The 19,833-nt window shown below is 49.2% G+C and carries 17 protein-coding genes; 5 read left to right on the top strand and 12 right to left on the bottom strand.

The window, feature by feature from the left end:
* Window positions 1-422 precede the first annotated feature (422 nt).
* Window positions 423-2,030, top strand: coding sequence for an ankyrin repeat domain-containing protein (locus tag C5O22_RS11790; protein ID WP_132782066.1), 1,608 nt, complete (start codon window positions 423-425; stop codon window positions 2,028-2,030).
* A 70-nt stretch (window positions 2,031-2,100) separates the two neighbouring features.
* On the opposite strand, the gene C5O22_RS11795 is transcribed toward C5O22_RS11790, so the two are convergent.
* The 4 genes from C5O22_RS11795 to C5O22_RS11810 form a co-directional block, all read right to left on the bottom strand.
* Entirely contained in the window at window positions 2,101-4,221 is a 2,121-nt protein-coding gene (locus tag C5O22_RS11795; protein ID WP_132782068.1) for a glutamine synthetase III family protein, read from the bottom strand.
* A 332-nt stretch (window positions 4,222-4,553) separates the two neighbouring features.
* Complete coding sequence (locus C5O22_RS11800) at window positions 4,554-4,895, bottom strand: P-II family nitrogen regulator (protein WP_132782069.1); 342 nt, start codon at window positions 4,893-4,895, stop codon at window positions 4,554-4,556.
* A gap of 11 nt (window positions 4,896-4,906) precedes the next feature.
* Window positions 4,907-6,280, bottom strand: coding sequence for an ammonium transporter (locus tag C5O22_RS11805; protein WP_132782071.1), 1,374 nt, complete (start codon window positions 6,278-6,280; stop codon window positions 4,907-4,909).
* 190 nt (window positions 6,281-6,470) lie between these two features.
* Entirely contained in the window at window positions 6,471-8,063 is a 1,593-nt protein-coding gene (locus tag C5O22_RS11810; RefSeq protein WP_132782073.1) for a sigma-54-dependent Fis family transcriptional regulator, read from the bottom strand.
* 117 nt (window positions 8,064-8,180) lie between these two features.
* Between C5O22_RS11810 and C5O22_RS11815 the strand changes: the two genes are divergently transcribed.
* From C5O22_RS11815 to C5O22_RS11830, 4 genes are read left to right on the top strand one after another with little or no spacing between them, the layout of a single operon-like run.
* Window positions 8,181-9,887 (top strand): carbon starvation CstA family protein, encoded by a 1,707-nt coding sequence (locus C5O22_RS11815; RefSeq protein ID WP_132782074.1) that lies wholly within the window; start codon window positions 8,181-8,183, stop codon window positions 9,885-9,887.
* A gap of 56 nt (window positions 9,888-9,943) precedes the next feature.
* Window positions 9,944-10,228: a DUF7990 family protein gene (locus C5O22_RS11820; protein WP_132782076.1), complete on the top strand. Its 285-nt coding sequence runs from the start codon at window positions 9,944-9,946 to the stop codon at window positions 10,226-10,228.
* Window positions 10,229-10,231: 3 nt separating this feature from the next.
* On the top strand, window positions 10,232-11,152 hold the full coding sequence (locus C5O22_RS11825; RefSeq protein WP_132782078.1) for an ArsA family ATPase: 921 nt from the start codon (window positions 10,232-10,234) through the stop codon (window positions 11,150-11,152).
* Window positions 11,149-11,802 (top strand): hypothetical protein, encoded by a 654-nt coding sequence (locus tag C5O22_RS11830; RefSeq protein ID WP_132782079.1) that lies wholly within the window; start codon window positions 11,149-11,151, stop codon window positions 11,800-11,802. The genes C5O22_RS11825 and C5O22_RS11830 overlap by 4 nt, the downstream gene beginning before the upstream one ends.
* On the opposite strand, the gene C5O22_RS11835 is transcribed toward C5O22_RS11830, so the two are convergent.
* The 8 genes from C5O22_RS11835 to C5O22_RS11870 form a co-directional block, all read right to left on the bottom strand.
* A complete protein-coding gene (locus C5O22_RS11835; protein ID WP_132782082.1) occupies window positions 11,799-12,755 on the bottom strand; it encodes a tetratricopeptide repeat protein in 957 nt (318 codons plus the stop codon). The genes C5O22_RS11830 and C5O22_RS11835 overlap by 4 nt on opposite strands.
* A gap of 28 nt (window positions 12,756-12,783) precedes the next feature.
* A complete protein-coding gene (locus tag C5O22_RS11840; RefSeq protein ID WP_132782084.1) occupies window positions 12,784-13,854 on the bottom strand; it encodes a uracil phosphoribosyltransferase in 1,071 nt (356 codons plus the stop codon).
* Window positions 13,851-14,417, bottom strand: coding sequence for a hypothetical protein (locus C5O22_RS11845; RefSeq protein ID WP_132782086.1), 567 nt, complete (start codon window positions 14,415-14,417; stop codon window positions 13,851-13,853). The genes C5O22_RS11840 and C5O22_RS11845 overlap by 4 nt, the downstream gene beginning before the upstream one ends.
* Window positions 14,418-14,429: 12 nt before the next feature.
* Window positions 14,430-15,548, bottom strand: coding sequence for a tetratricopeptide repeat protein (locus C5O22_RS11850; protein ID WP_132782088.1), 1,119 nt, complete (start codon window positions 15,546-15,548; stop codon window positions 14,430-14,432).
* Window positions 15,545-16,687, bottom strand: coding sequence for a (E)-4-hydroxy-3-methylbut-2-enyl-diphosphate synthase (ispG, locus tag C5O22_RS11855; protein ID WP_132782090.1), 1,143 nt, complete (start codon window positions 16,685-16,687; stop codon window positions 15,545-15,547). Before ispG ends, C5O22_RS11850 begins: the two co-directional genes overlap by 4 nt.
* A 190-nt stretch (window positions 16,688-16,877) precedes the next feature.
* Window positions 16,878-17,303 (bottom strand): V-type ATP synthase subunit K, encoded by a 426-nt coding sequence (locus C5O22_RS11860; protein ID WP_132782183.1) that lies wholly within the window; start codon window positions 17,301-17,303, stop codon window positions 16,878-16,880.
* 24 nt (window positions 17,304-17,327) lie between these two features.
* A complete protein-coding gene (locus C5O22_RS11865; protein ID WP_165910519.1) occupies window positions 17,328-19,217 on the bottom strand; it encodes a V-type ATP synthase subunit I in 1,890 nt (629 codons plus the stop codon).
* 8 nt (window positions 19,218-19,225) lie between these two features.
* Window positions 19,226-19,828 carry a V-type ATP synthase subunit D gene (locus C5O22_RS11870; RefSeq protein WP_132782093.1) on the bottom strand — a complete coding sequence of 201 codons (603 nt, stop codon included), beginning with the start codon at window positions 19,826-19,828 and terminating at the stop codon, window positions 19,226-19,228.
* Window positions 19,829-19,833 lie beyond the last annotated feature (5 nt).

Consider the following 19,833-nt stretch of genomic DNA (forward strand, 5'->3'; position numbering starts at 1 on the left):
GTTTAAAGAAGGCCTTATGGAGGGCCGTATAGAAGGCCGCAACGAAGGTCGCTTAGAGGGCCGTATAGAAGAACGCCGGGAGACCGCCCGGCGGATGAAGCAGGAACAGGTGTCTATAGATATTATCATGAGAGTTACCGGCCTTTCCCGGGAAGAGATTGAGGAACTGTAGGCTAGCGGGGGGCGGGGCCCAGGGGCCTCTAGGGATTCCGCGGCTTCCAAGGGGCGCTGGCACGCTCCTGAGGAGTGCCGGGGCGGCGGGTATTGACGCACAACAGGGCCCCCTACCTTTCGCGGGTACAGGACCGTTTCGAACCTGCCTACCGCCGAGTAATGCAAGTCTAGAAAGTGAGGAATACCTTCTTACCCCCCCATAGCCACGAATAAAAATCCCATTTAGAAAAAAAAGTATTTTTTTCTTGTTGATAGGCCTGGTAGTGCTTACCCACGGTGGCCATGCCCAGAACCTAAAGGACGATCTGGTGAACAATGACTTAGAGGGACTAAAGTCCAAAGTGGCTTTACTTTCTCCCAATTTCAAAGATTTTCCTTACGTGGCCTATTACCTTAAGAACGCCAAAGAATACCAGCAAAGGATGCTCGACTATCTTCTTTCCATGGGGGCAACTCCGGATCAAACGGACGAAGACGGTGTGGGTCCCCTGTACTATGCAATTGCAGATGGGAATCTGGAAGCGGTAAACACCCTTATTGCAGCTAAGGCAAACGTCAATGCAGGCTGGACCAAACCCCAAAATGTGTCCTGGGACTATGACTTTGAAATTGAAAAGGATAGGATAAAAGAATTACCTCTTTTTGATTTGAAAAAAGTAGCCGTTAGCTATGATGGAAGAGGAAAAATCACTTTACGCCCCCTGGCGGTGGCCCTGTATTGCAAGAATACCGATATTGTGCCGGTCCTGCTGAAAGCGGGGGCGGATCCGCTTGCCACCCTATACCAAATTAAAGACGAAAAGCGTTCCACCGCAGCTAAACCGGTCTATACCTACGTGAATACTATTTTTGACCATGTGGCGGGGTATTTCGCTACCTACCAAAAAGACTTTCAAAAGGTAACCCCTACATTCTTTGCCAACGCCGTGGCGGTGTGGAAAACCGTAGAGGCCCTCCCTGCGGACAGGCGTCCTACATTGGAGCCACAACTCAAGAAAAACCTCTTTGCCTATTTTGCCAGTGGCGCCATGAAAGAATTTAAAGAAGAACTCACTAAAACCGGATCTAACACCCTTGAATTTTTACCCTATGCCGTTCTGGCAGGCAACTGGGACATTGTAGAGCTGATCCTGAAATACAACGGCCTTGAGATCGACGATCTTATAGATGATCCTACAAGTAATCGAAAACAGCCCCTTCTCGAATGGACAATTCAGAACCTCCATGCCGATGCGGCACGACTGGTTCTTGAACATGGAGCGCGCCTTCCTAAAGAAATGGAGGTATATTTCAAAGGCGATTGGGGAATGACCTCATGGGATAAGCTTCCCCCCCTCGTGTGGGCTACCTGGCAGGGTAAACAGGAACTCGTTAAAGTCCTATTGCAGTATGGTGCTGATCCAAACGATGGGGTGCCCTTATCCTATGCCCATCCATTCCCCGTTATCCGACAGCTCTTGCTCGATGCAGGAGCAGATCCCAAGGTCCGCATACGTCGGGGCTCGGTTACGGGAAACCTGGTGTGGGATGCGGCATGGGATAACAAGCCCGAATCGGTAGCCTTTTGGCTTAGCTATGGGCTTGATCCAAATGGCGACGGCTTAACCGAACCACTCGTTGCCGCCGTTTGGAGGAGCAACCCCGAGTCGGTAAAGCTACTCTTAGAAAAGGGGGCAAAATCTAAAATTATTATTACGGACAAACACCTCTATTTGTATGACATCCCTTGGGAATGGGCGCTAGGGAACAAGCCGCTTCTTGAATATGCCAGGGCTCTCGTCAATTCGGCAGATACTCCTTTTGAAAGAACTCGCGCTTCCCAGGTCCTGAGACTTCTCGAAAAGGCATCACAATAATAAAAAAGCCCCCCTCCCGTGGAAAATTCTTGGGAAGGGGGCTCCCCGTTGCCTTTATGAGGCAACGCTTTTATAGCTTAAACAACAGTTCCTCATAACTCGGATAGGGCCAGGCGCTCTTCGCCACGAGCTTTTCAAGGGCATCGGCCTTACTTCGAACATTGGCCATCTGCACAAAAACCTTTTCCCGATAGGCCTTTGCCTGGGCAAAGGGGTCACTGATATCCTGGGCTTCCGCAAGAATTTTCTCAAGTTTCTCCGTTTCGTCGTATAATTCAGAAGCCAGTTCAGCAATTCGTTTTGCTCGCTTTTCCTGGGGTGCACTTACCGCACCGAGCGCCGCAAGGGATGCGGCATCCCGGGCAAGTTCCGCCGCATAGGAGGTTGCAGCAGGGAATATGGCCCGCTTGGACATCTCCACCATAAGGCCCGCTTCGATATTAATCTGCTTGGAATAGCGCTCCAGATAAATATGATAGCGGCTCTCTAATTCTTCCTTTGAAAGGACCTTATGCCGCTCAAAGAGATCCACCGTTTCCTTCTGGACAAGCACTGGCAGGGCATCTACCGTGGCCCGCACGTTGGGAAGTCCCCGGCGTTCCGCTTCCCGGACCCATTCTTCCGAGTACCCATTGCCGTTAAACACCACCCTTCGATGCTTACTGTAGGACTCCTTCACCAGTTCCTGAATGGCCGCATGTTTATCGGAGGCCTTTTCTAACTTATCCGCAAATTCAGAAAGCACCTGGGCAACCGCCACATTCAGGTACGTGTTGGGGGTAGCGATGGACTGGCTTGAACCAACCATGCGGAATTCGAACTTATTTCCCGTAAAGGCGAAGGGACTCGTTCGGTTCCGGTCCGACACATCCCGGGGAAGGGCCGGAAGGGAAGTTACCCCGAGGGTTATCTTACCTTTTACCGAAGAACCCGTAAGAGGTTTTCCTTCCGCTATATTTTCAAATATCTCGGTAAGGGCATTCCCCAAATAAATAGAGATAATCGCAGGAGGAGCCTCATTCGCGCCAAGCCGATGGTCATTCCCTGCCGTGGCCGCACTGGAGCGGAGGAGCAGCGCATAACGATCCACCGCTTCGATGACCGCCGCAGCAAACAACAGGAAACGGGCATTTGATTCGGGGTTTTCCCCGGGATCCAATAGGTTAATCCCGTCATCGGTTCCAAGGGACCAGTTGTTGTGTTTTCCCGACCCATTCACCCCCGCAAAGGGCTTTTCGTGAAGCAGGGCCTCCATCCCATGACGGCGGGCAACCTTCTTAATGGTTTCCATCACGAGTTGGTTCGCATCCACCGCCACGTTGGTGGTGCTGAAAATAGGGGCAATCTCAAACTGGTTGGGGGCAACCTCGTTATGCTGGGTTTTGGCAAGAACCCCTACTTTCCAGAGTTCGATGTTGAGTTCCCGCATAAAGGCCGCAACCCGTTCTTTAATGGCCCCAAAGTAGTGATCCTCCATTTCCTGGCCCTTGGCAGGCATGGAACCAAAAAGGGTCCTGCCGGTTAACAAGAGGTCCGGCCGTTCATCAAAATATTTTTTATCCACAAGAAAATATTCTTGCTCAGGCCCTACGGTTGTCAGAACCCGCTTGGAAGTGGTATTCCCCAGAGCCCGGAGAATCCGCATTGCCTGCTTACTGAGGGCATCCATAGAACGAAGAAGGGGAACCTTCTTGTCCAGGGCATGGCCGTAGTACCCGATAAAAGCGGTGGGGATACAGAGGGTTGTCCCCGTGGGATCTTGCTTTAAGAAAGCAGGGCTTGTCACATCCCAGGCGGTATAGCCCCGGGCCTCAAAGGTGGCCCGTAACCCCCCGGAGGGGAAACTCGACGCATCCGGTTCTCCCTTGATAAGTTCCTTGCCCGAAAATTCCATCAGAACCTTTCCATCCGAAGTGGGGGCAATAAACGAATCATGTTTTTCCGCCGTAAGGCCCGTTAAAGGGTGGAACCAGTGGGTATAGTGGGTTGCTCCCTTTTCCAGGGCCCAGTCCCGCATCACCGCGGCCACCACATCGGCCACTTCCAGGGTAAGTTCCTTTTCTCCTGCTTGGACCGCAAGAATTTCCTTGTAGATGTTCTTGGGAAGCCGTTCCCGCATCACCGCATTGGAAAAGCAATTACTTCCAAACAATTCCGGTACCGAATTCCCGTTAAAGGTTGTCTCTGGCATAATTCACTCCTTGATACTATAGGATGTTGTTTTATATATAGCAATTTCTATGCCATTGTGTTCTTAATTTCTTCTTCGTCAAAATAAATATTATTCATTGTTTTATATGAATTTAAGAACACATTGTACAAAAAGATAAATGATGTAGTAGTATTACGTCGTTGGCATGATTCTACATAAAAGTAGTTTTCTTTAGATTCTTACATTTATGTAGGCTCTACTAATTTACCAGGGATTTTTACTTTTTCCGGGCATATAAAAAGGGGCCATTCCTAGAGAGGAACAGCCCCTTTTACCTTCAATCGTCGGTCCTAGACCACCCTGAGTTCAGGCTACCCAATTGCAGAAGAACCGGTCTCTCCCGTTCGAATCCGGATACATTCTTCCAGGGGAAGGATGAAAATCTTTCCATCCCCGATTTCTCCTGTCCGGGCACCCTTAATAATGGCCTCAACCGTGGGTTTCACAAAATTATCGTTGACCGCAATCTCAATACGAACCTTTTTAAGAAGGTTCACCTCAATATCTACGCCTCGATAACTTTCGTGATACCCCTTTTGCTGACCACAACCCATGGCATTGGTAACCGACATCTTGTATACCTCTGCCTTGTACAACTCTTGCTTTACCTCGTTAAGCTTGTGGGGCTGAATGTAGGCAATGATTAATTTCATAGGTGCCTCCCTTACATGTTACTGAAGATCTGGAAGCCCGAATAGGCCTCTGCTTTGTGCTCTACCAGGTCAAGCCCCATAAGCTCTTCGGTCACCGAAACCCGCAATCCCACGGTTTTCTTAATACCCCAGAAGAGGAGGAGACTCATAAGACCGGCCCATATACCAACCGCCGCAACACCCAGGGCCTGAACACCGAGCTGATGCCAGCCACCACCGTGCAGTACGCCAACAGCCACACCTTCCACGTTCCCCCAGATCCCAACGGCGAGGGTTCCAAAGACACCGTTCACCATGTGGACCGATACAGCACCCACCGGATCGTCAATATGGAGCACCTTATCAAAAAACTCTACCGATAGAACAACCAATACTCCTGCAATAAGACCTATTACCACAGCGGCCCCAGGGCTTACCACCGCACAGGGGGCTGTAATCGCCACCAATCCTGCGAGGGCACCGTTCATGGTCATGGATGCATCGGGCTTCTTGAACCACAACCAGGAAAAACTCATAGCCGCGATCGCACCCGCACTGGCTGCGAGGGTGGTGGTAACCGCCACTCGAGCAATATCGGCACTGACCCCCGAAAGGGTGGAACCGGGGTTAAAACCATACCACCCAAACCAGAGAATGAATACGCCGAGGGCTGCGAGGGGAAGATTATGGCCTGGTAAGGCCTTTACGCTCACCTTCCCGTTTACCCGGACATATTTACCCGTACGAGGCCCAAGCATAATCGCTCCCATTAGAGCTGCCCAGCCACCTACTGAATGGACCACGGAGGATCCCGCAAAATCATGGAACCCCATTTGAGAGAGCCATCCCCCACCCCAGGTCCAGTGACCAGACACGGGATAAATAAAGGCAGAAATAAACACCGTATAAATCAAGTAAGACTTAAACTGGGTTCGCTCTGCCATAGCCCCCGAAACAATTGTTGCTGAAGTAGCAGCGAAAACCACCTGGAAAAACCAATCCCGGTAAAATTTAGGATCCCCCATGGGGCCTTTAAAAAAGTCAGAAAAACCGATAAGCCCCGACAGATGATCTTTCCCATACATGAGACCCCACCCGATCATCCAGAAAACCACCGAACCAAAACAGAAGTCCATGAGGTTTTTCATCAAGATGTTGGTGGCGTTTTTCGCCCGGGTAAGACCGGTTTCCACCATAGCAAAGCCGGCCTGCATGAAGAATACCAGGGAACCCGTAAGAACCAGCCAGATCATGTCCATCGCTTGGGTTAAAGAGTCCACCGTCTCTTCTGCAAACACCCCAAGCGCCACACCCACGAAAAACAGAATAAACAGGATAGCACGCTTTTTCACGTCTTTCCTCCTTCCAAAGTAGGATATACAGACTAATTGCAAAAAACGTGCCATCCACATAAAAATTGCCTACATTTTTGTATTTTCATAGATTTAATAACAAAAAATCTTAAAATTTTCTTTTATTAAACCATGAATTCAGTTTTTTGTAAAAAAATCGGACAAGATTTTACTACATTTTTGTAGAAAATAGGCAAGGTCTACATTTTTGTAGGTATCCCTCGTGGCATACCGGAGAACAACATTACAAATTTTTGGGATTCCGATAGAGGCGCCAGTTTATCCCATAATGATGAACCCTGAGACCCATCTGGCGCTCGGTGATTCCCAGGCGACGGGCCGCTTCCGACATGTTTCCCTGGGTTATCTTGAGGGCCTCCACAATCATCTCTTTTTCAAGACGAGAAAGGGCCGCTTCCAGGGTAGAGGTGGGCTCGGTATTGGTCGATTGGGCCGATTGCAAACTCGGTGGCAAGTGGTAGGCATGAATCACCCCGTCAGTAGAAAGGATGACCGCCCGTTCGATACAATTCTCTAACTCCCGCACGTTCCCTGGCCAATGATACGAAGAAAGAAGGTCCAGAGCGGGGCTACTGATTCGTTTAATAAGCTTCCCATGCTTTACGGCATACTTTTCGGCAAAATGATCTGCCAGCAGAATAATATCACTTTTCCGTTCCCGCAGAGGAGGCACATGGATAGGGAAAACATTTAGCCGATAAAAGAGATCTTCCCGAAAACGACCGGTACGCACCTCTTCTTCTAGACGGCGGTTTGTGGCAGCAATCAGTCGTACATCAATAGGGATCGGTCGTTCTCCCCCTACTCGCTCAATCTCCCGTTCCTGGAGCACCCGTAGCAACTTTACCTGAACCTGGGGACTGAGTTCTCCAATTTCATCAAGGAAAATGGTCCCTCCCTGGGCAAGCTCAAAACGACCTTTACGTTGAGAAATAGCCCCGGTAAAAGCCCCTTTTTCATGGCCAAAAAGTTCGCTTTCGATAATCGATTCAGGCAGGGCCGCACAATTCACTTTAACAAACGGTTTATCCCGTCGACGGGAAAGCCGGAATAACTCCTGAGCCACCAGTTCTTTACCCGTTCCACTTTCCCCCGTAATAAGAACCGTCGCATCGGTAGGGGCCACCTGCTGAATAAGGCTGTACAGTTCTTGCATGAAACGACTGGTCCCAATGAGAAGAGACCCTGGAGCAACCGTAAGTTCGGCCTTCTGTATCCCTGCTTCTTGAGGAAGGGTCATCAAAAATTGATGAAGATGAAACTGCTCTTCCTGGATACGTTCCCGTAACTTAGCCGAATCAGCCACCAGGGAAGCCACCTGCTCCAAAAAGGAAACATCAAAGGCCATCCATTCCTCTTTATTAGAAAAACCGATGCGCCGCTCGGCACTCAAGGTTCCCATCACTTCATCCTTCGATTTAATAGGAACACAATAGTAGGTAACGCCCTTAAGATCTTCCTTGGAACGATGTCCCGCCCGATTCAAAAAACGACTTTCCTGGGCCAGGTCGGGAACCACGATCTTACAGGCCGTTTCAAACACCGTTCCCACAAGGCCCTCACCGAGCCGATACCTTCCCCGTTCTTTTTCCTCCGGGGTGAACCCGAGGGCCTCTTCTATCACCAGGAGACCCGATTTTCGATCCAAAAGGGTTACCATGCCTCGATTAAGACCAAGTCGCACATCTATCATTGAAAGAACCTGGGTAAGGGCACCCCGCAGTTCTACCTGTTTATCCATCACCCGGGCAAGGTCAAAAAGGATGCGCAGAGTTTCTAATTCGGTGGGAAGAGCCTTAAAAGATTGGTTTTCCATGAAGAAAATAATACATTTTTGTAGTTTTTTACACAAGATACAATTTTTTCCTGTTTTATTGACAAATACATAGGCGGGTGTACAATAAAAAAGTAACGATAACAGAAAGGAGGTAGTATGAGTACTCTTATTGCACTAATCGCCCTGGCGATTTATTTTCTTTTCTACTTTGTATATGGGAAGACCATCCAGGGTCGGATTCTCAAGTCTCAGGAAGCACCGGATGCCCCTTCTCGGCGGCTCCAGGATGGGGTAGACTATGTTCCCACCAGCAAGTACGTGTTGTTTGGACACCATTTTGCTTCTATCGCAGGGGCAGGTCCTATTACGGGTCCTGCTATGGCGGTAGCCTGGGGATGGTTACCAGGATTACTGTGGATCTGGTTTGGTAACATATTCATTGGGGCCATTCATGATTATCTTTCCCTGGTGGCTTCCGTTCGGTACGATGGCCGATCGGTCCAGTTTGTTGCCCAGGATATGGTAGGTAAGCGGGCTGGAAAAGCCTTTGGCTGGTTTATCCTCTTTCTGTGTATCCTGGTCGTAGCCGCCTTTGGTGATATTGTGGCAGGCCAATTTGCAAATGATGGCCGGGTATTCAGTGCCTTTTTCTTCTTCTGTGTGGCGGCCATTATCACCGGCTTTATTATGTATAAATCACCCCTAGGGATAGCGGGGGGATCTATTATTGGAGCCCTTCTTATCATTCTTGCCTTTATAGGGGGCAACTACTTACCAATAAGCGCTTCAAAAGATGTATGGTTCCTCGTCATATTCATATACATCGTCATAGCATCGGCCTTACCGGTAAATCTGTTATTACAGCCCCGGGACTATTTAAACAGCTTTCTGCTCTACTTTGGCCTTCTTATCGGCGGGATAGCGGCACTCTTGAGTTTTGGGGCCTTCGATTCCCTGCCGATAGTCACGACTTTCTCTGCAAAAGTAATTGAGGGCGCCAAAGGAACGGGGGCAGTGCCCTCGCCGTTCTGGCCCACCGTCCCCCTGGTGATTGCCTGCGGAGCCCTTTCAGGCTTCCATTCCCTCGTTGCATCGGGAACCAGTTCTAAACAGCTTGCCGCAGAAAAGGACGCTCTTTTTGTAGGATATGGGGCCATGCTTACCGAGGGCTTCCTTTCCACCATCGTCATTATCGCTATTGCCACCTTTGGAATTGAAGCCATGGGTGCGGCCGATAAGGTATTAGCCACAGCGCCGCTAAACCGTTTTGTCCTTTCCTATAGTAAAATGGTAAGTAGTACCTTACCCTTCTTTACCGATTCCTTTATGAAACTTTTTGCCGCCGTTTGGGTAAGCTCCTTTGCGCTTACTACCCTGGATACCACGAATCGCTTAGGCCGCTACCTTGTTCAGGAGATGGTGATCCCCTTAAAAGACAAAAACCAGGGGATATACCAGATTTTCTCTAACAAATGGGTGGCTTCGGTAATCATTGCCTTTATTGGTATCTTCCTCGCCCGCTCGGGAGGGTATACCACCCTGTGGCCTGCTTTCTCCGGGGCTAACCAACTGATAGCCTCAATCGTCATGCTTACCATGGCGGTCTGGGTAAAGTATAAGATTAACAAGCACTATACCAATGTGGTTCTTTTCCCGGCCCTCTTCTTATGGCTTACCGTAACCGCCGGTCTCATCTGGTATGAGATAGTTATAGTTCCCACCTTCTTTAAAGATATGGCAAAAACTCAGATGGTCATTACCGGAAGTGTGGTAGGCCTTATCAATCTTATCATGCTCATTCTGAATGTGGTGATGATCGTAAGTTTCTACAAACAATTCAAACAAGAAACAGCCAATAGATAGAACAGGTGGCGCCGTTGGGAGCCCTAAGGGCTCCCAGGCAATGCAAAGGACAGGGAATGTTTCTCACAAACATAAAAACTACCCTTGGCAGGGTGATAGAAATTCTTACGCAGATACAACGGGAAAAAGCAACGGCAGTCCTTGAATTCGAAGTAAAGGAACTGCAGAATCTCTTTGCCCTGTTGCTCCTCGGAAGTTTTGTGGGGCTTCCGGCTCCGCCGCCGGCGATAACCCTGGAACTGCTTCCTCTGATGGAAGCAGAACTGGCCACCATGACAAGCCGGGCCGATTTTGCCCAGGATCCGCTGGGAGCCCTCATGGGCATGCTGAATGTGGATTAGGCTATGCTTCCCGTCGTTTTTTTCCTCGGTAAAGGCGGGGTAGGTAAAACAACCCTTGCCTGTGCAAGCGCCTACCGCTTTGCAAGTCATGGCAAACGGGTGCTTCTGTGTTCCCTCGATCCAGCCCACAATGTGGGGGACCTTTTTCATACCCCTCTCACCAACAAGCCCCGCCGTATACGAGAAAATCTTGAAGGCATAGAAGTGGATCTTAAAGAATGGATACGGACCTACCTCGAACAAAGCAAGGCGGAAATTCAAGAGACCTATCGGTATGTCTCCGTATTGAATCTCGAAAAATACCTGGATATCATGAACTATGCACCGGGAACCGAGGAGTATGCCGTTTTGTGGGCCATTGAACACCTTTATACCACCTACAAGGAGAGCCATGACTGTCTTATTTTTGACACCCCTCCAACGGCGCTGACCCTCCGTTTTTTAGCCATGCCGGCCTTAACTAACCTGTGGATACAGGAACTTTCCCGCTTGCGGGCCACTCTCCTGGAAAAACGGCGAACCCTTTTGAAACTTAATCCTGAGGCTGCCGTCTTAGGAGGTACCATAAAAAAAGAAGAGGATCCTCTTTACGGGAAATTGCAAAACATGCAGCGCCGGCTTAAGACCCTGCAGGAACTTTTTTCTCAGCACAGTTATATCTCAGTCGTTCTGAACCCTGATGAGCTGAGTCTTGCCGAAACCCTCCGGATTAACGAGGAACTGAAGAAACTCAAGATACCCATCGCGAGCCTTTGTTATAATAAGGTGTTAACAGAAAACAACACAAATCTGAAGATTCAGAAAACCCTGGGAAATATCCCCTTATTTACCTTTAACTATGTTGAAGGGGGTATCCTGGCGTTAGATGATCTCGCTAAAATCGAGATATCTCCTCTTATACAACACATTCGGAGCTATGCATGAACTGGTACCTTATTCCTCTTACCCTGTTAGCTATTTTTCTCGTCCTTCGTTATTTCCTTGGCATGAAGAAAAACCGCTGGTTTGCTTCGGTAATCGCCCAGGAAACAGAAAGGGTTCTTCATCCGGTGGATACGACGTATGTAAATATCGGCGGAGCCATTGGGTATCACGCTACCTATAGTCTTAAGCCCCCTTTTAAGAAAGCAGAAGGTACCTTTACCTTTCTTCCCCGCCAATCCGCCCTGTATCTGCCCTTTGCGCTGCTCTTAGGAGCCCAGGATCGCTACTATCTCACCATCCATAGCGAGCTTCCCCTCATCGGCGAGGGACACATTATCGAAAAAGCATACTACCGGAAAGTAGCTGCTACTATCCGGGGCATTGAACAATTTAACCAGGAAGAACAGGAAAGAATCATCGATACAAAAGGCAGAAAGCGGTCCTACATCCTTCTCTGGGATCGGCCTGCCGTATACGAAAAGCTCAGCCTCTTATGGAACGACCTAGACGAAATGAGCCTTTTAAAGCATCTGTGCGTGTATCCAGAAAATCGACATTTTTACCTTTTTATAAAACCTGAACACGGAAAAATAGAAAAGCTTCTCCGCTCCTTCTGGACCTATCTCCCCCAATTCCAAAGCAAAAGCTAGGGATTCCCCTGCAACACCTTTTGAACGATGGGTAGGCGAGATAAAGGCCCCAGAGTTTCCTGAATAGTACTGAGGGGGATTCCTTCTTGCAGGGCCTTTTGTATTGCGAGGGCCCCTTCCTGGGAAGCAGAATCGGCAAGTAAGAGATTCTTCCCCTGCAAAAGGTAAATATTCCCCAGAGACTCACCAATTTTCTCATAGATTTTTTCTTTGATAATCCGGTTATATAGCTCCGCCGCCCGGCCGTAGAATTGCTGTTCCGTGAGACAGGAGGCAAATTCAAAAAGAACCCGCGGCTCCTCAGAAGCGGCCAGATAATTTTGATAGAACTCAAGGGCCTCAGGATGCTGCAAGGCCCGTTCGATACGGGCCCGGAGCAGAATCTCATTGCGGTTAGGGGAAGAAGGCTCTCCCATTTCAGAAATAGTAAGCATCACCTGCCGGGCCGCTTCGTAGGAACCGGTGGTATACAACAGGAGGGCATAATTATAGAAACTTTCTCGGTGAGCCGGCAATAAGGTTATAATCCTCTGGTAGGTCTGTATCGCTTCTTGATACCGCCCCCCTTTGAGGTAGGAAAAAGCCAGGGCCTGAAGGACCATGGTATTGTCGCTATCCCGGTTAAGCAGTTCTTTAAAAAACTGGGCGGCCTCATCATATCGACCTTGTTCAAAGGCGATACGCCCCAAATAGTAGACCGCAGCGGCCATAGTTTTTTCATCCCGTCGGGCATAGGAAAACCAGCGGGCCGCTTCAGGGTAGTTTTTCTTTTCAAAATAAAAAACCCCGAGGGAATAACTATCCTCTGCGCTCACCGAGGGAGGAACAGAGGTGCAGCCATTCACCAGGATGAACAGGGAAACGCTGGCTATCATGCTATAAAACAGGAGGCAGCCCTTTTCTTTGTGGGGGAGAGCATACTTTTGTGTTGCCCTGGTACCGGCCTGCCTCATTTTCTTTCCCCTACCATCGCCTATGCTGTTAACGATCCCCACCGAGGACGGTGTCCTCTATTTCTCGGAGCTGGGAACGATATAAATTGGCAATATTTGAACCGTAGTCGGCAATCAGCTGAATGATGTTGCGGGGTTGATCTTCCCGATCTTTCCCGTTGATACGGTCCCCCGCATCTCCCAGTCCAGGAAGGATATAGGCCATTTCATTCAACACCGGATCCATCCAGAGGGTATACACCTTACAGTTTTCCAGGGCCCGGACTACCCGGAGCGCTCCTTTCAGGGCAGAAATAACATTAAAGAACTGAACCGACCGGGGCCGTACTCCCTGATCAAGGAGATATTTTACCACCGTGACCAGACTTCCACCGGTGGCATTCATGGGATCTGCAAAAATAAGGTCCTTGTCATTAAGGGACTCTAATTTAAAATAGGACTTTTCGAGATCCAGAATATATTCCATATCATTTTCGTGGCGGGACTCATCCCGTTTTATCTTAAACAGCGCAAAGGGAGTAACATACCCATGGGAAGAATATTCCTGAATTTCCTTTGACATGATCATCGAAGGTAAGAGGGCTCCCCGCAGCATAACACACATCACGGTATTTTCAATCTTATCATCAATATTGGGAATTTTATGGACCGCATAATTCTGTACCGGGATAGTAACTGGGGTTTTCACGATAAGATAGTTTTTGCTTGCTGCCTGGGGAAGCGCATAGGCCAGCTTAAACAGCATCTCATAGGCCCGTTGAATATAGTAGACGAACTCCTGGCCACCGGTTCGCACATCCCGGAGCTTTGCAATAAGGCGAGAGGCCTCGGGATGACTTTCCTGGGGAGTTAAAAACGAATACACATGGATACGGGGTTCATCCTTGCAGATATCCTGCATTCGCTTCCCCATCTCGTTGTACAGGGCTATCAGATTCTGTTCTTCCTTCGCCTTCTCTGTGGCAGACTGAGTGGTAGAAAGGATACTAAAAGAAAGCAACACCTGCCGATAGAGGGCGTCCATATCGGCGATGTTTTGTTTATCCGTTTCGGTTAAAAAACCATCCAGATCTTGAGCCTTGAGAATGATCTTATTCATTTTTTACCGCCCCCTTTTGTTGAAGCCGTCCGGGGAAACCAGTAGCGAAGCCCCAACTCGGCGCCGATAAACCAGTCGGGGAATTTAAGCTCCGGTGCCAGAGAAATCCCCACCGTAGGAGTGAGGGCAAGGAACAGTTCCCACTCTTTATTGATGTGCCAGGAAGCCCCCAGGGGGAACCGAGCTCCCGTAGCCATGATAAAAACATCCCTTTGAGAACCAACGGTAAGATAGCCACCAAGGCCAAAGTACCAATCCAGCTTAAATCCCTTTTCGGCGATCAGGTTTTCATCATAGATATACTTATCGCCGGTTAAACTAAAACCAAAAGAATCGGAGGTGAATCCCACATAGGTGGCCCAGAAAAGGGGAATATCCGGGAACTTTAATGCGAGCCCAAGGCTGCTCCCCGCCCCTTTAGCTCCATACTGGGCTCCAATCACCGGTCCCAGGGCCAGCTGATTTTCTGGATGATCTGCCGCAAGAGGGAAAATACCCCCTACCAGCATGAAAGCCAGCACCATACCATAGTATTTTTTGGTACCCATGTTTTTACTCCGCATGTTGCTTCTCCTTTACCAGGGTTTATCATTAACTGGTTCTATAAAGGGTTTTTGTAGCTGCCTACTCGAACGACTTTTCCATTCCTGTTCGGCACTGTAGGTAGCCACATATCCCCATATTTTCTGTGCAAGAAAGCGTTCTCCCACCGCATAAAAGGATGCGGCCCCATAATATAACATTTTGAAATACTCCTCAGTTTTAACATACTCGAGTATGGTCGGGACTTTCATAAGACGACCCAGCATGTCTGGATAGGTAGTGTAGGTATATTCAAAAACCTGTCGTTTTAACTCTTCTATCAAAAGGGTGTTTTGAATAAGGAAACTAAAAATAAAATGCTCTGCCGCCCGTTCGTAACGACCGGTCTGATAATAATAAAAACCGAGGTACCGATGGGCCTTTTCAAAAAGGGCCTTATCGTAACGATAAATCGTAAGAAATTTTTCTATCCCTTCCTGGAAAAGGGTCCTTTGCATGGCCTTCTTGATAAAGGTATCCTTTATCCACCATGGGTCATTTTCAAGAACTGCCAGAAGGGTCTTCTCATACTCGATGTACTCACCCCTTGCTTTATATACATCTACCATGGCATACAAAATATGAAGTGCGAAGTCAGGTTCTTGGAGGGCAGAGCGTTGTTCATAGGCTTTTTTATACTGCATCAGGGCGATCGCCGTTTCACCGGTAACCCGATAGACTTCACCAATCCAGTACTCGGCCTCGGGATACTGTTGCAATTCCTTAAGAATTTCTAATGCCTGTTGCACTGAATTTTTAAGTCTTTCAGAAGAAGCACGGTACTGCAACTCCTGGATGATTTCCTTGCCCCGCTGCAAATTTTTCTCTGAGATATACCGTTCTACATCAGGTAAAGAATCACCAAGTCGCCGCACCTCAGCCACACTAAGGATCGTAATGAAATCCTCTCGAAATCGTTCATATCGCTTTTTCTGGAGATCCCGGGCCTGTTCAAAATACCCCAGGGCCGTTCCATATTCCCCTTTTCGAAAGAGCTGTTTCCCTTTTTCCAGAACGAGCCATGGGGGATCTTCCAGTGTAAAAGCTCTGGCAGGTACAAGCCATCCCAGGAGAACCATGCCAATAAGGAAAAAAGCCCCCCCGTGTCTCATAGAGAATTGAGCTCCTCTTCGAAGGCCTTGTCCGCCTCTTCGGCGGTCACGGTCCGAACCACAACGCCATGCTTAAAGATCAGGACCCGGTCCCCGGCACCGGTAATACCCAGATCTGCATGGCGAGCTTCGCCAGGGCCATTTACGGCGCAGCCCATAATAGCCACGGTAATATCCTTTTTAAGGCCATAGAGCCGGTATTGCCATCGCTCCGTAAAAGCATGGGTATCAAACCCATTTCTTCCGCAGCGGGGACAGGAAACAATGACCACCCCCCGGGAAGAATCGCCAGATATCGATCCCCTCGGGGTCCCTTCCTGGAGAGCCGTAAGAATTTCCCTGCCCGCAATAACTTCCTTTTCCATTGTGTCCGAAAGAGAAACCCGTAGGGTTGCCCCAATGCCTTCCTTTAGGAGGCTATACAGGGCGATAGCATTTCGCACCACCCCGGCAATGAGGGGACCTGCCTCGGTTACGCCCAGATGAAGGGGAATATCGTACTTCTGAGCAAAAAGCCTGTTTGCCTCAAGGGTATCCTGTATTGAAGATGATTTAAGCGAAACCAGCACCGTATCAAAACCAAATTGATCAAAAAGCTCTAATTCCCGTTCTGCGGCGGTAAGAAGTGCCACCGGCATCGAGAGGGCTCCCCTATCAACCTCTCTTCGAAGGTCCTGGGGAAGGCTTCCCCCATTTACCCCAATACGGATGGGCACCCCCCGATCTTTAGCCTTTTCCACAACCTGTCGCACCTTCTCGGCACCCCCAATATTACCGGGATTGATGCGAATTTTGGCAATAGGGAAATCCATACAACGAAGGGCGATTTTGTAATCAAAATGAATATCCGCCACCAGGGGCATAGAAGTGGAGCGAGCAAGGGTACCAAGAAGTTCTGCCCCTTCCATGGTGGGAACCGCAAAGCGAAGGATGCGGCAACCCAGATTTTGCAAGGCCTCTATTTGACTAAGGGTTTTGGCAAGGCCCTCCCCTATCAGGTTGTCGGCGGACAAGGCTTCTTTCCACATGGTTTGCACCACCACCGGGTAAGATCCACCGAGAAGCAGGGGCTCTATGTGATCAAAACCACCAATTTTCACGATCCGGCTTTTTTTAATTACCGGGTTTGTCTGTTCCATGGGTTCATCATAAAAGAGAATACAAGAAAAGTCGAGAGGAAGCTCCCCGACAGGGATTTATTGCCACAGAGGCCCCCAGGTACGCTGGCAGTTCCTTTAAAAACAAAAACAGGGGAACCCCCTCAGGGCCCCCTGTTCTCTGGACAATACCTTTTTAAAGCTAAAGACATCCTCAGGCCTTAAGGATTTTTTACCCCACGAGGCCCATGGAGAACACCATCACAAAGAGGGCCACCGTTTCGATAAGACCTACCACGAGGATGTAGTTACCAAACCCCTGTCCCGTCTCCGCCAGGGCATCCGCCGCATAGGCCGCCGCCTTCCCCTGATACAGGGCAGAGGCCCCCATGGCAAGACCAGCAAAAAGCCCCACCGCCATTTTAGCAATCTCATCAAGGGAACTCCCCTTGATTTGATTCATCAAAATAAAACCGTAGATGGTCTGCGTAAGGGGCGCCCCCGCAAAGGCCACCAGGAGAAAGGGCACCGGTTTATTCTGGAGAAAACACTTTTTCCAGGATCCAATAGCGGTCATTCCTGCAATCCCTGCACCTAAGGCAGAACCCAACGCAGAAAGCCCGAGGCATGCTGCAATACCAATCATCCCAATATTCATCATACCCACTCCTTAAGAAATGACTCATCCCTCTTGCTCATGCTGTTGCCGTACAGCAAAGGGAACATATTTTACACCGGACCATTCCATCCCTAAATGGCCGGAATATTCCAACATGTTAAGCCGAACCCCATGAACCACCACTGAAAGGGCGCTCATGGCAAGATTAAGGCCGTGCCCCGCAACTAAGATAAGAGAGCCCGCCACAATTCGCACCACCGGCGAGGCAAAACCCAGGGCCATGGCATTAAAACTTTCTCCAATTGCATAGCCCGCAAGTCCAACCGCAAACAAACGGATATAACTGATAATATCCGAAAAGCTAGATACCGCGGACAAAAAGGTAGGCAGGAAATTGGCCACACTGGTAAGAATGTTTTTAAAGAAGTTTCCCCCCTTCTGTTCTGCAAAGATAAAATAGGTAGCAAGCCCTCCCCCAATCATCCATAAGGCAAAGGGAGGCACGGGGAAGGTATTTTTATCCAATACGAGGTTAAGAACGAGGAAATAGAGCCCCGCCACCATGGTAAGCCAGCCAAGCTGAGCCACCGCCGTAAGGGAAGGAAGACTCTTCTTAATGTTTTTTATATGGGCTAACACAAGCTGCACCGTTCCGATAATGAAACACAGGTGCTTAATGTTTTGTTGAATAAGACGGTTAGCCTCTTTTGCCGAAAGGCTTGGGTCAGGACGGAAGGGTGGAATCACTAGGCTCTGCAAAAAGCCCGGAAGTTGTTCATAGGAAATAGCAAACCAGGTTCCCGTAATCGCCCCCCAGCCTATGGTGGCAGAAGAAAGAAGGAGTAATAACCGTATGCCGTCAGGAACCACCCCGTGTTGCCGTTTATTCTTAAAAGCAAACCAGAGGGAAGTCCCCAAAAGAAGGGCCCCATAGCCTGCATCCCCCATGATCATGGCAAAGAAAAGGGAAAAGAAGAGGAGGAAAGAAAGGCTGATATCATATTCTCGATACCCTGGGACCGTTCCCAAAAGATCGAAGACGGGCTGGATGATACGAACAAAGGGGTTATTCTTGATGAGGGTTGGCGGCGAATCCGTATCGCCCGGATCATCCATGATGAGGGCCCAACCGTATTCCGCGGCGGCCCGCTTCAGTTTTCCTGCCACATCCACCGGTACGTACCCAGTCAGCCAGGAAACAGAAAGGGCTTCGGGGGTATCTTCAGTAATAGTAAGGGAAAGCCGGGCCATCTCAAATTCGATTTTCTGCCGAAGTCGTTCTATTTCCTTCTCTAAAGAAGAAAAAGAGGGAGCTAACTCAGTAAGTTCGGCTTCTATAGAACGAAGTTGTTCCTGGCGCTCCTGAATCCGAGCTTTTAACTCAGAAAGAGGAAGGGCAGGCAGAGGGAAAGGACTTTCTCCGTGGATGGGCTCCCCCAGGGCTACACAGCGAACTACTGTCGCATCCTGCGAAAGCACGATAAGCTGGACCGTTTTTCCCACTTTTTCGTAGACCCTTCGGGGAAGCTCATAGGGAATAAGCACTATTCCCTTTTCTTTAAGGTAGTCCAGGTCCGCCGGATTCCAGGATCCCCAGGGTTCAAGGCGGGAAACCTCTTTTTGATCCGTCAGGAGGGCTTCCTGGAGGTTTTTCCGTTCTTCCACAAGGGAGAGGACCCGATGCCGGACTTCCTGGGCCGAAAGGGAACCTTTCGGGGCAGCTTCCTTTTTCTCGGAGGAACGCCTTTTTTCAGACTCCCCTTTATCGCTTTGCTTCTGGTAGTTTCGCAGGATGCTCAGGGCTTGTTCGGTTTTCTGTTTCGTTTCCAGGAGCTTTTGGAGTTCCTCCGATTGAACCGAATGCTTTTCTATATGCAACACCCCTAGTTCACCAAGCCGAGATAGGGCCTCATCCCGTTCCTTTGCAAGAATAACCAGGGACACCTTTTTCATGGGAACTATCATTGGGATACCCTCTCCATCGCTCGTTTGGCAATTTTTCCTCGAACCACCGCTGCGGTCTGCTGATCCCCCAGATACACCCGAATTTTCTTTATATTTGCCTTTGTCTCAGGGATTTTCACCTTTTCAAACAAATTCACCCGCTGACTGGTGGTCCGCAGTTCCTGTTCCAATCGTTTTTGCTGTTCCCGAAGCACCCGAATCTCCATATCCAGTTCCAGCATCTGGCATAATAGGGATATGGCCGCATCAAGCCAGAGGGGGGTTCGAAGCACATCGTAGGGTGCAACCCAGAAATCTAAGCCCTTGTACAGGGGAATATCAACCCCCGCAATGTTCCCCCGCTCGGTATGGACCTGTTGCACCCGGATCAAATCGGCAGTGCATATCCCCGTCTCGCCAAACACCGCAATCCAGGGCGTTGCCTTATCTTGCACCTGCTTTTTTGTCTCCTCAAGCCGGGCTATTTTACCTTCTACCACCCGAATTTCCATCTGAAGCTGCTGTTTTTTAAGCATCAGGGTGGGAAGGTACCGCTCATACATCTTGAGGGCATCCTTCTGTTTTTTAAGCTCGTTTTTGGTAAGCTTTATCTTTGCCATGGGTA

The sequence above is a fragment of the Treponema sp. J25 genome, assembly GCF_004343725.1.
GTDB lineage: Bacteria > Spirochaetota > Spirochaetia > Treponematales > Breznakiellaceae > J25.

What these genes read in the sequence shown, in the direction of transcription:
- C5O22_RS11795 (WP_132782068.1), bottom strand. Translation starts at nt 4,221, where the DNA reads ATGCCAGAGACAACCTTTAACGGGAATTCGGTACCGGAATTGTTTGGA.
- ispG (WP_132782090.1), bottom strand. Translation starts at nt 16,687, where the DNA reads ATGGAACAGACAAACCCGGTAATTAAAAAAAGCCGGATCGTGAAAATT.
- C5O22_RS11845 (WP_132782086.1), bottom strand. Translation starts at nt 14,417, where the DNA reads ATGCGGAGTAAAAACATGGGTACCAAAAAATACTATGGTATGGTGCTG.
- C5O22_RS11840 (WP_132782084.1), bottom strand. Translation starts at nt 13,854, where the DNA reads ATGAATAAGATCATTCTCAAGGCTCAAGATCTGGATGGTTTTTTAACC.
- C5O22_RS11820 (WP_132782076.1), top strand. Translation starts at nt 9,944, where the DNA reads ATGTTTCTCACAAACATAAAAACTACCCTTGGCAGGGTGATAGAAATT.
- C5O22_RS11825 (WP_132782078.1), top strand. Translation starts at nt 10,232, where the DNA reads ATGCTTCCCGTCGTTTTTTTCCTCGGTAAAGGCGGGGTAGGTAAAACA.
- C5O22_RS11870 (WP_132782093.1), bottom strand. Translation starts at nt 19,828, where the DNA reads ATGGCAAAGATAAAGCTTACCAAAAACGAGCTTAAAAAACAGAAGGAT.
- C5O22_RS11805 (WP_132782071.1), bottom strand. Translation starts at nt 6,280, where the DNA reads ATGGCACGTTTTTTGCAATTAGTCTGTATATCCTACTTTGGAAGGAGG.
- C5O22_RS11815 (WP_132782074.1), top strand. Translation starts at nt 8,181, where the DNA reads ATGAGTACTCTTATTGCACTAATCGCCCTGGCGATTTATTTTCTTTTC.
- C5O22_RS11865 (WP_165910519.1), bottom strand. Translation starts at nt 19,217, where the DNA reads ATGAAAAAGGTGTCCCTGGTTATTCTTGCAAAGGAACGGGATGAGGCC.
- C5O22_RS11835 (WP_132782082.1), bottom strand. Translation starts at nt 12,755, where the DNA reads ATGAGGCAGGCCGGTACCAGGGCAACACAAAAGTATGCTCTCCCCCAC.
- C5O22_RS11860 (WP_132782183.1), bottom strand. Translation starts at nt 17,303, where the DNA reads ATGAATATTGGGATGATTGGTATTGCAGCATGCCTCGGGCTTTCTGCG.
- C5O22_RS11810 (WP_132782073.1), bottom strand. Translation starts at nt 8,063, where the DNA reads ATGGAAAACCAATCTTTTAAGGCTCTTCCCACCGAATTAGAAACTCTG.
- C5O22_RS11830 (WP_132782079.1), top strand. Translation starts at nt 11,149, where the DNA reads ATGAACTGGTACCTTATTCCTCTTACCCTGTTAGCTATTTTTCTCGTC.
- C5O22_RS11800 (WP_132782069.1), bottom strand. Translation starts at nt 4,895, where the DNA reads ATGAAATTAATCATTGCCTACATTCAGCCCCACAAGCTTAACGAGGTA.
- C5O22_RS11850 (WP_132782088.1), bottom strand. Translation starts at nt 15,548, where the DNA reads ATGAGACACGGGGGGGCTTTTTTCCTTATTGGCATGGTTCTCCTGGGA.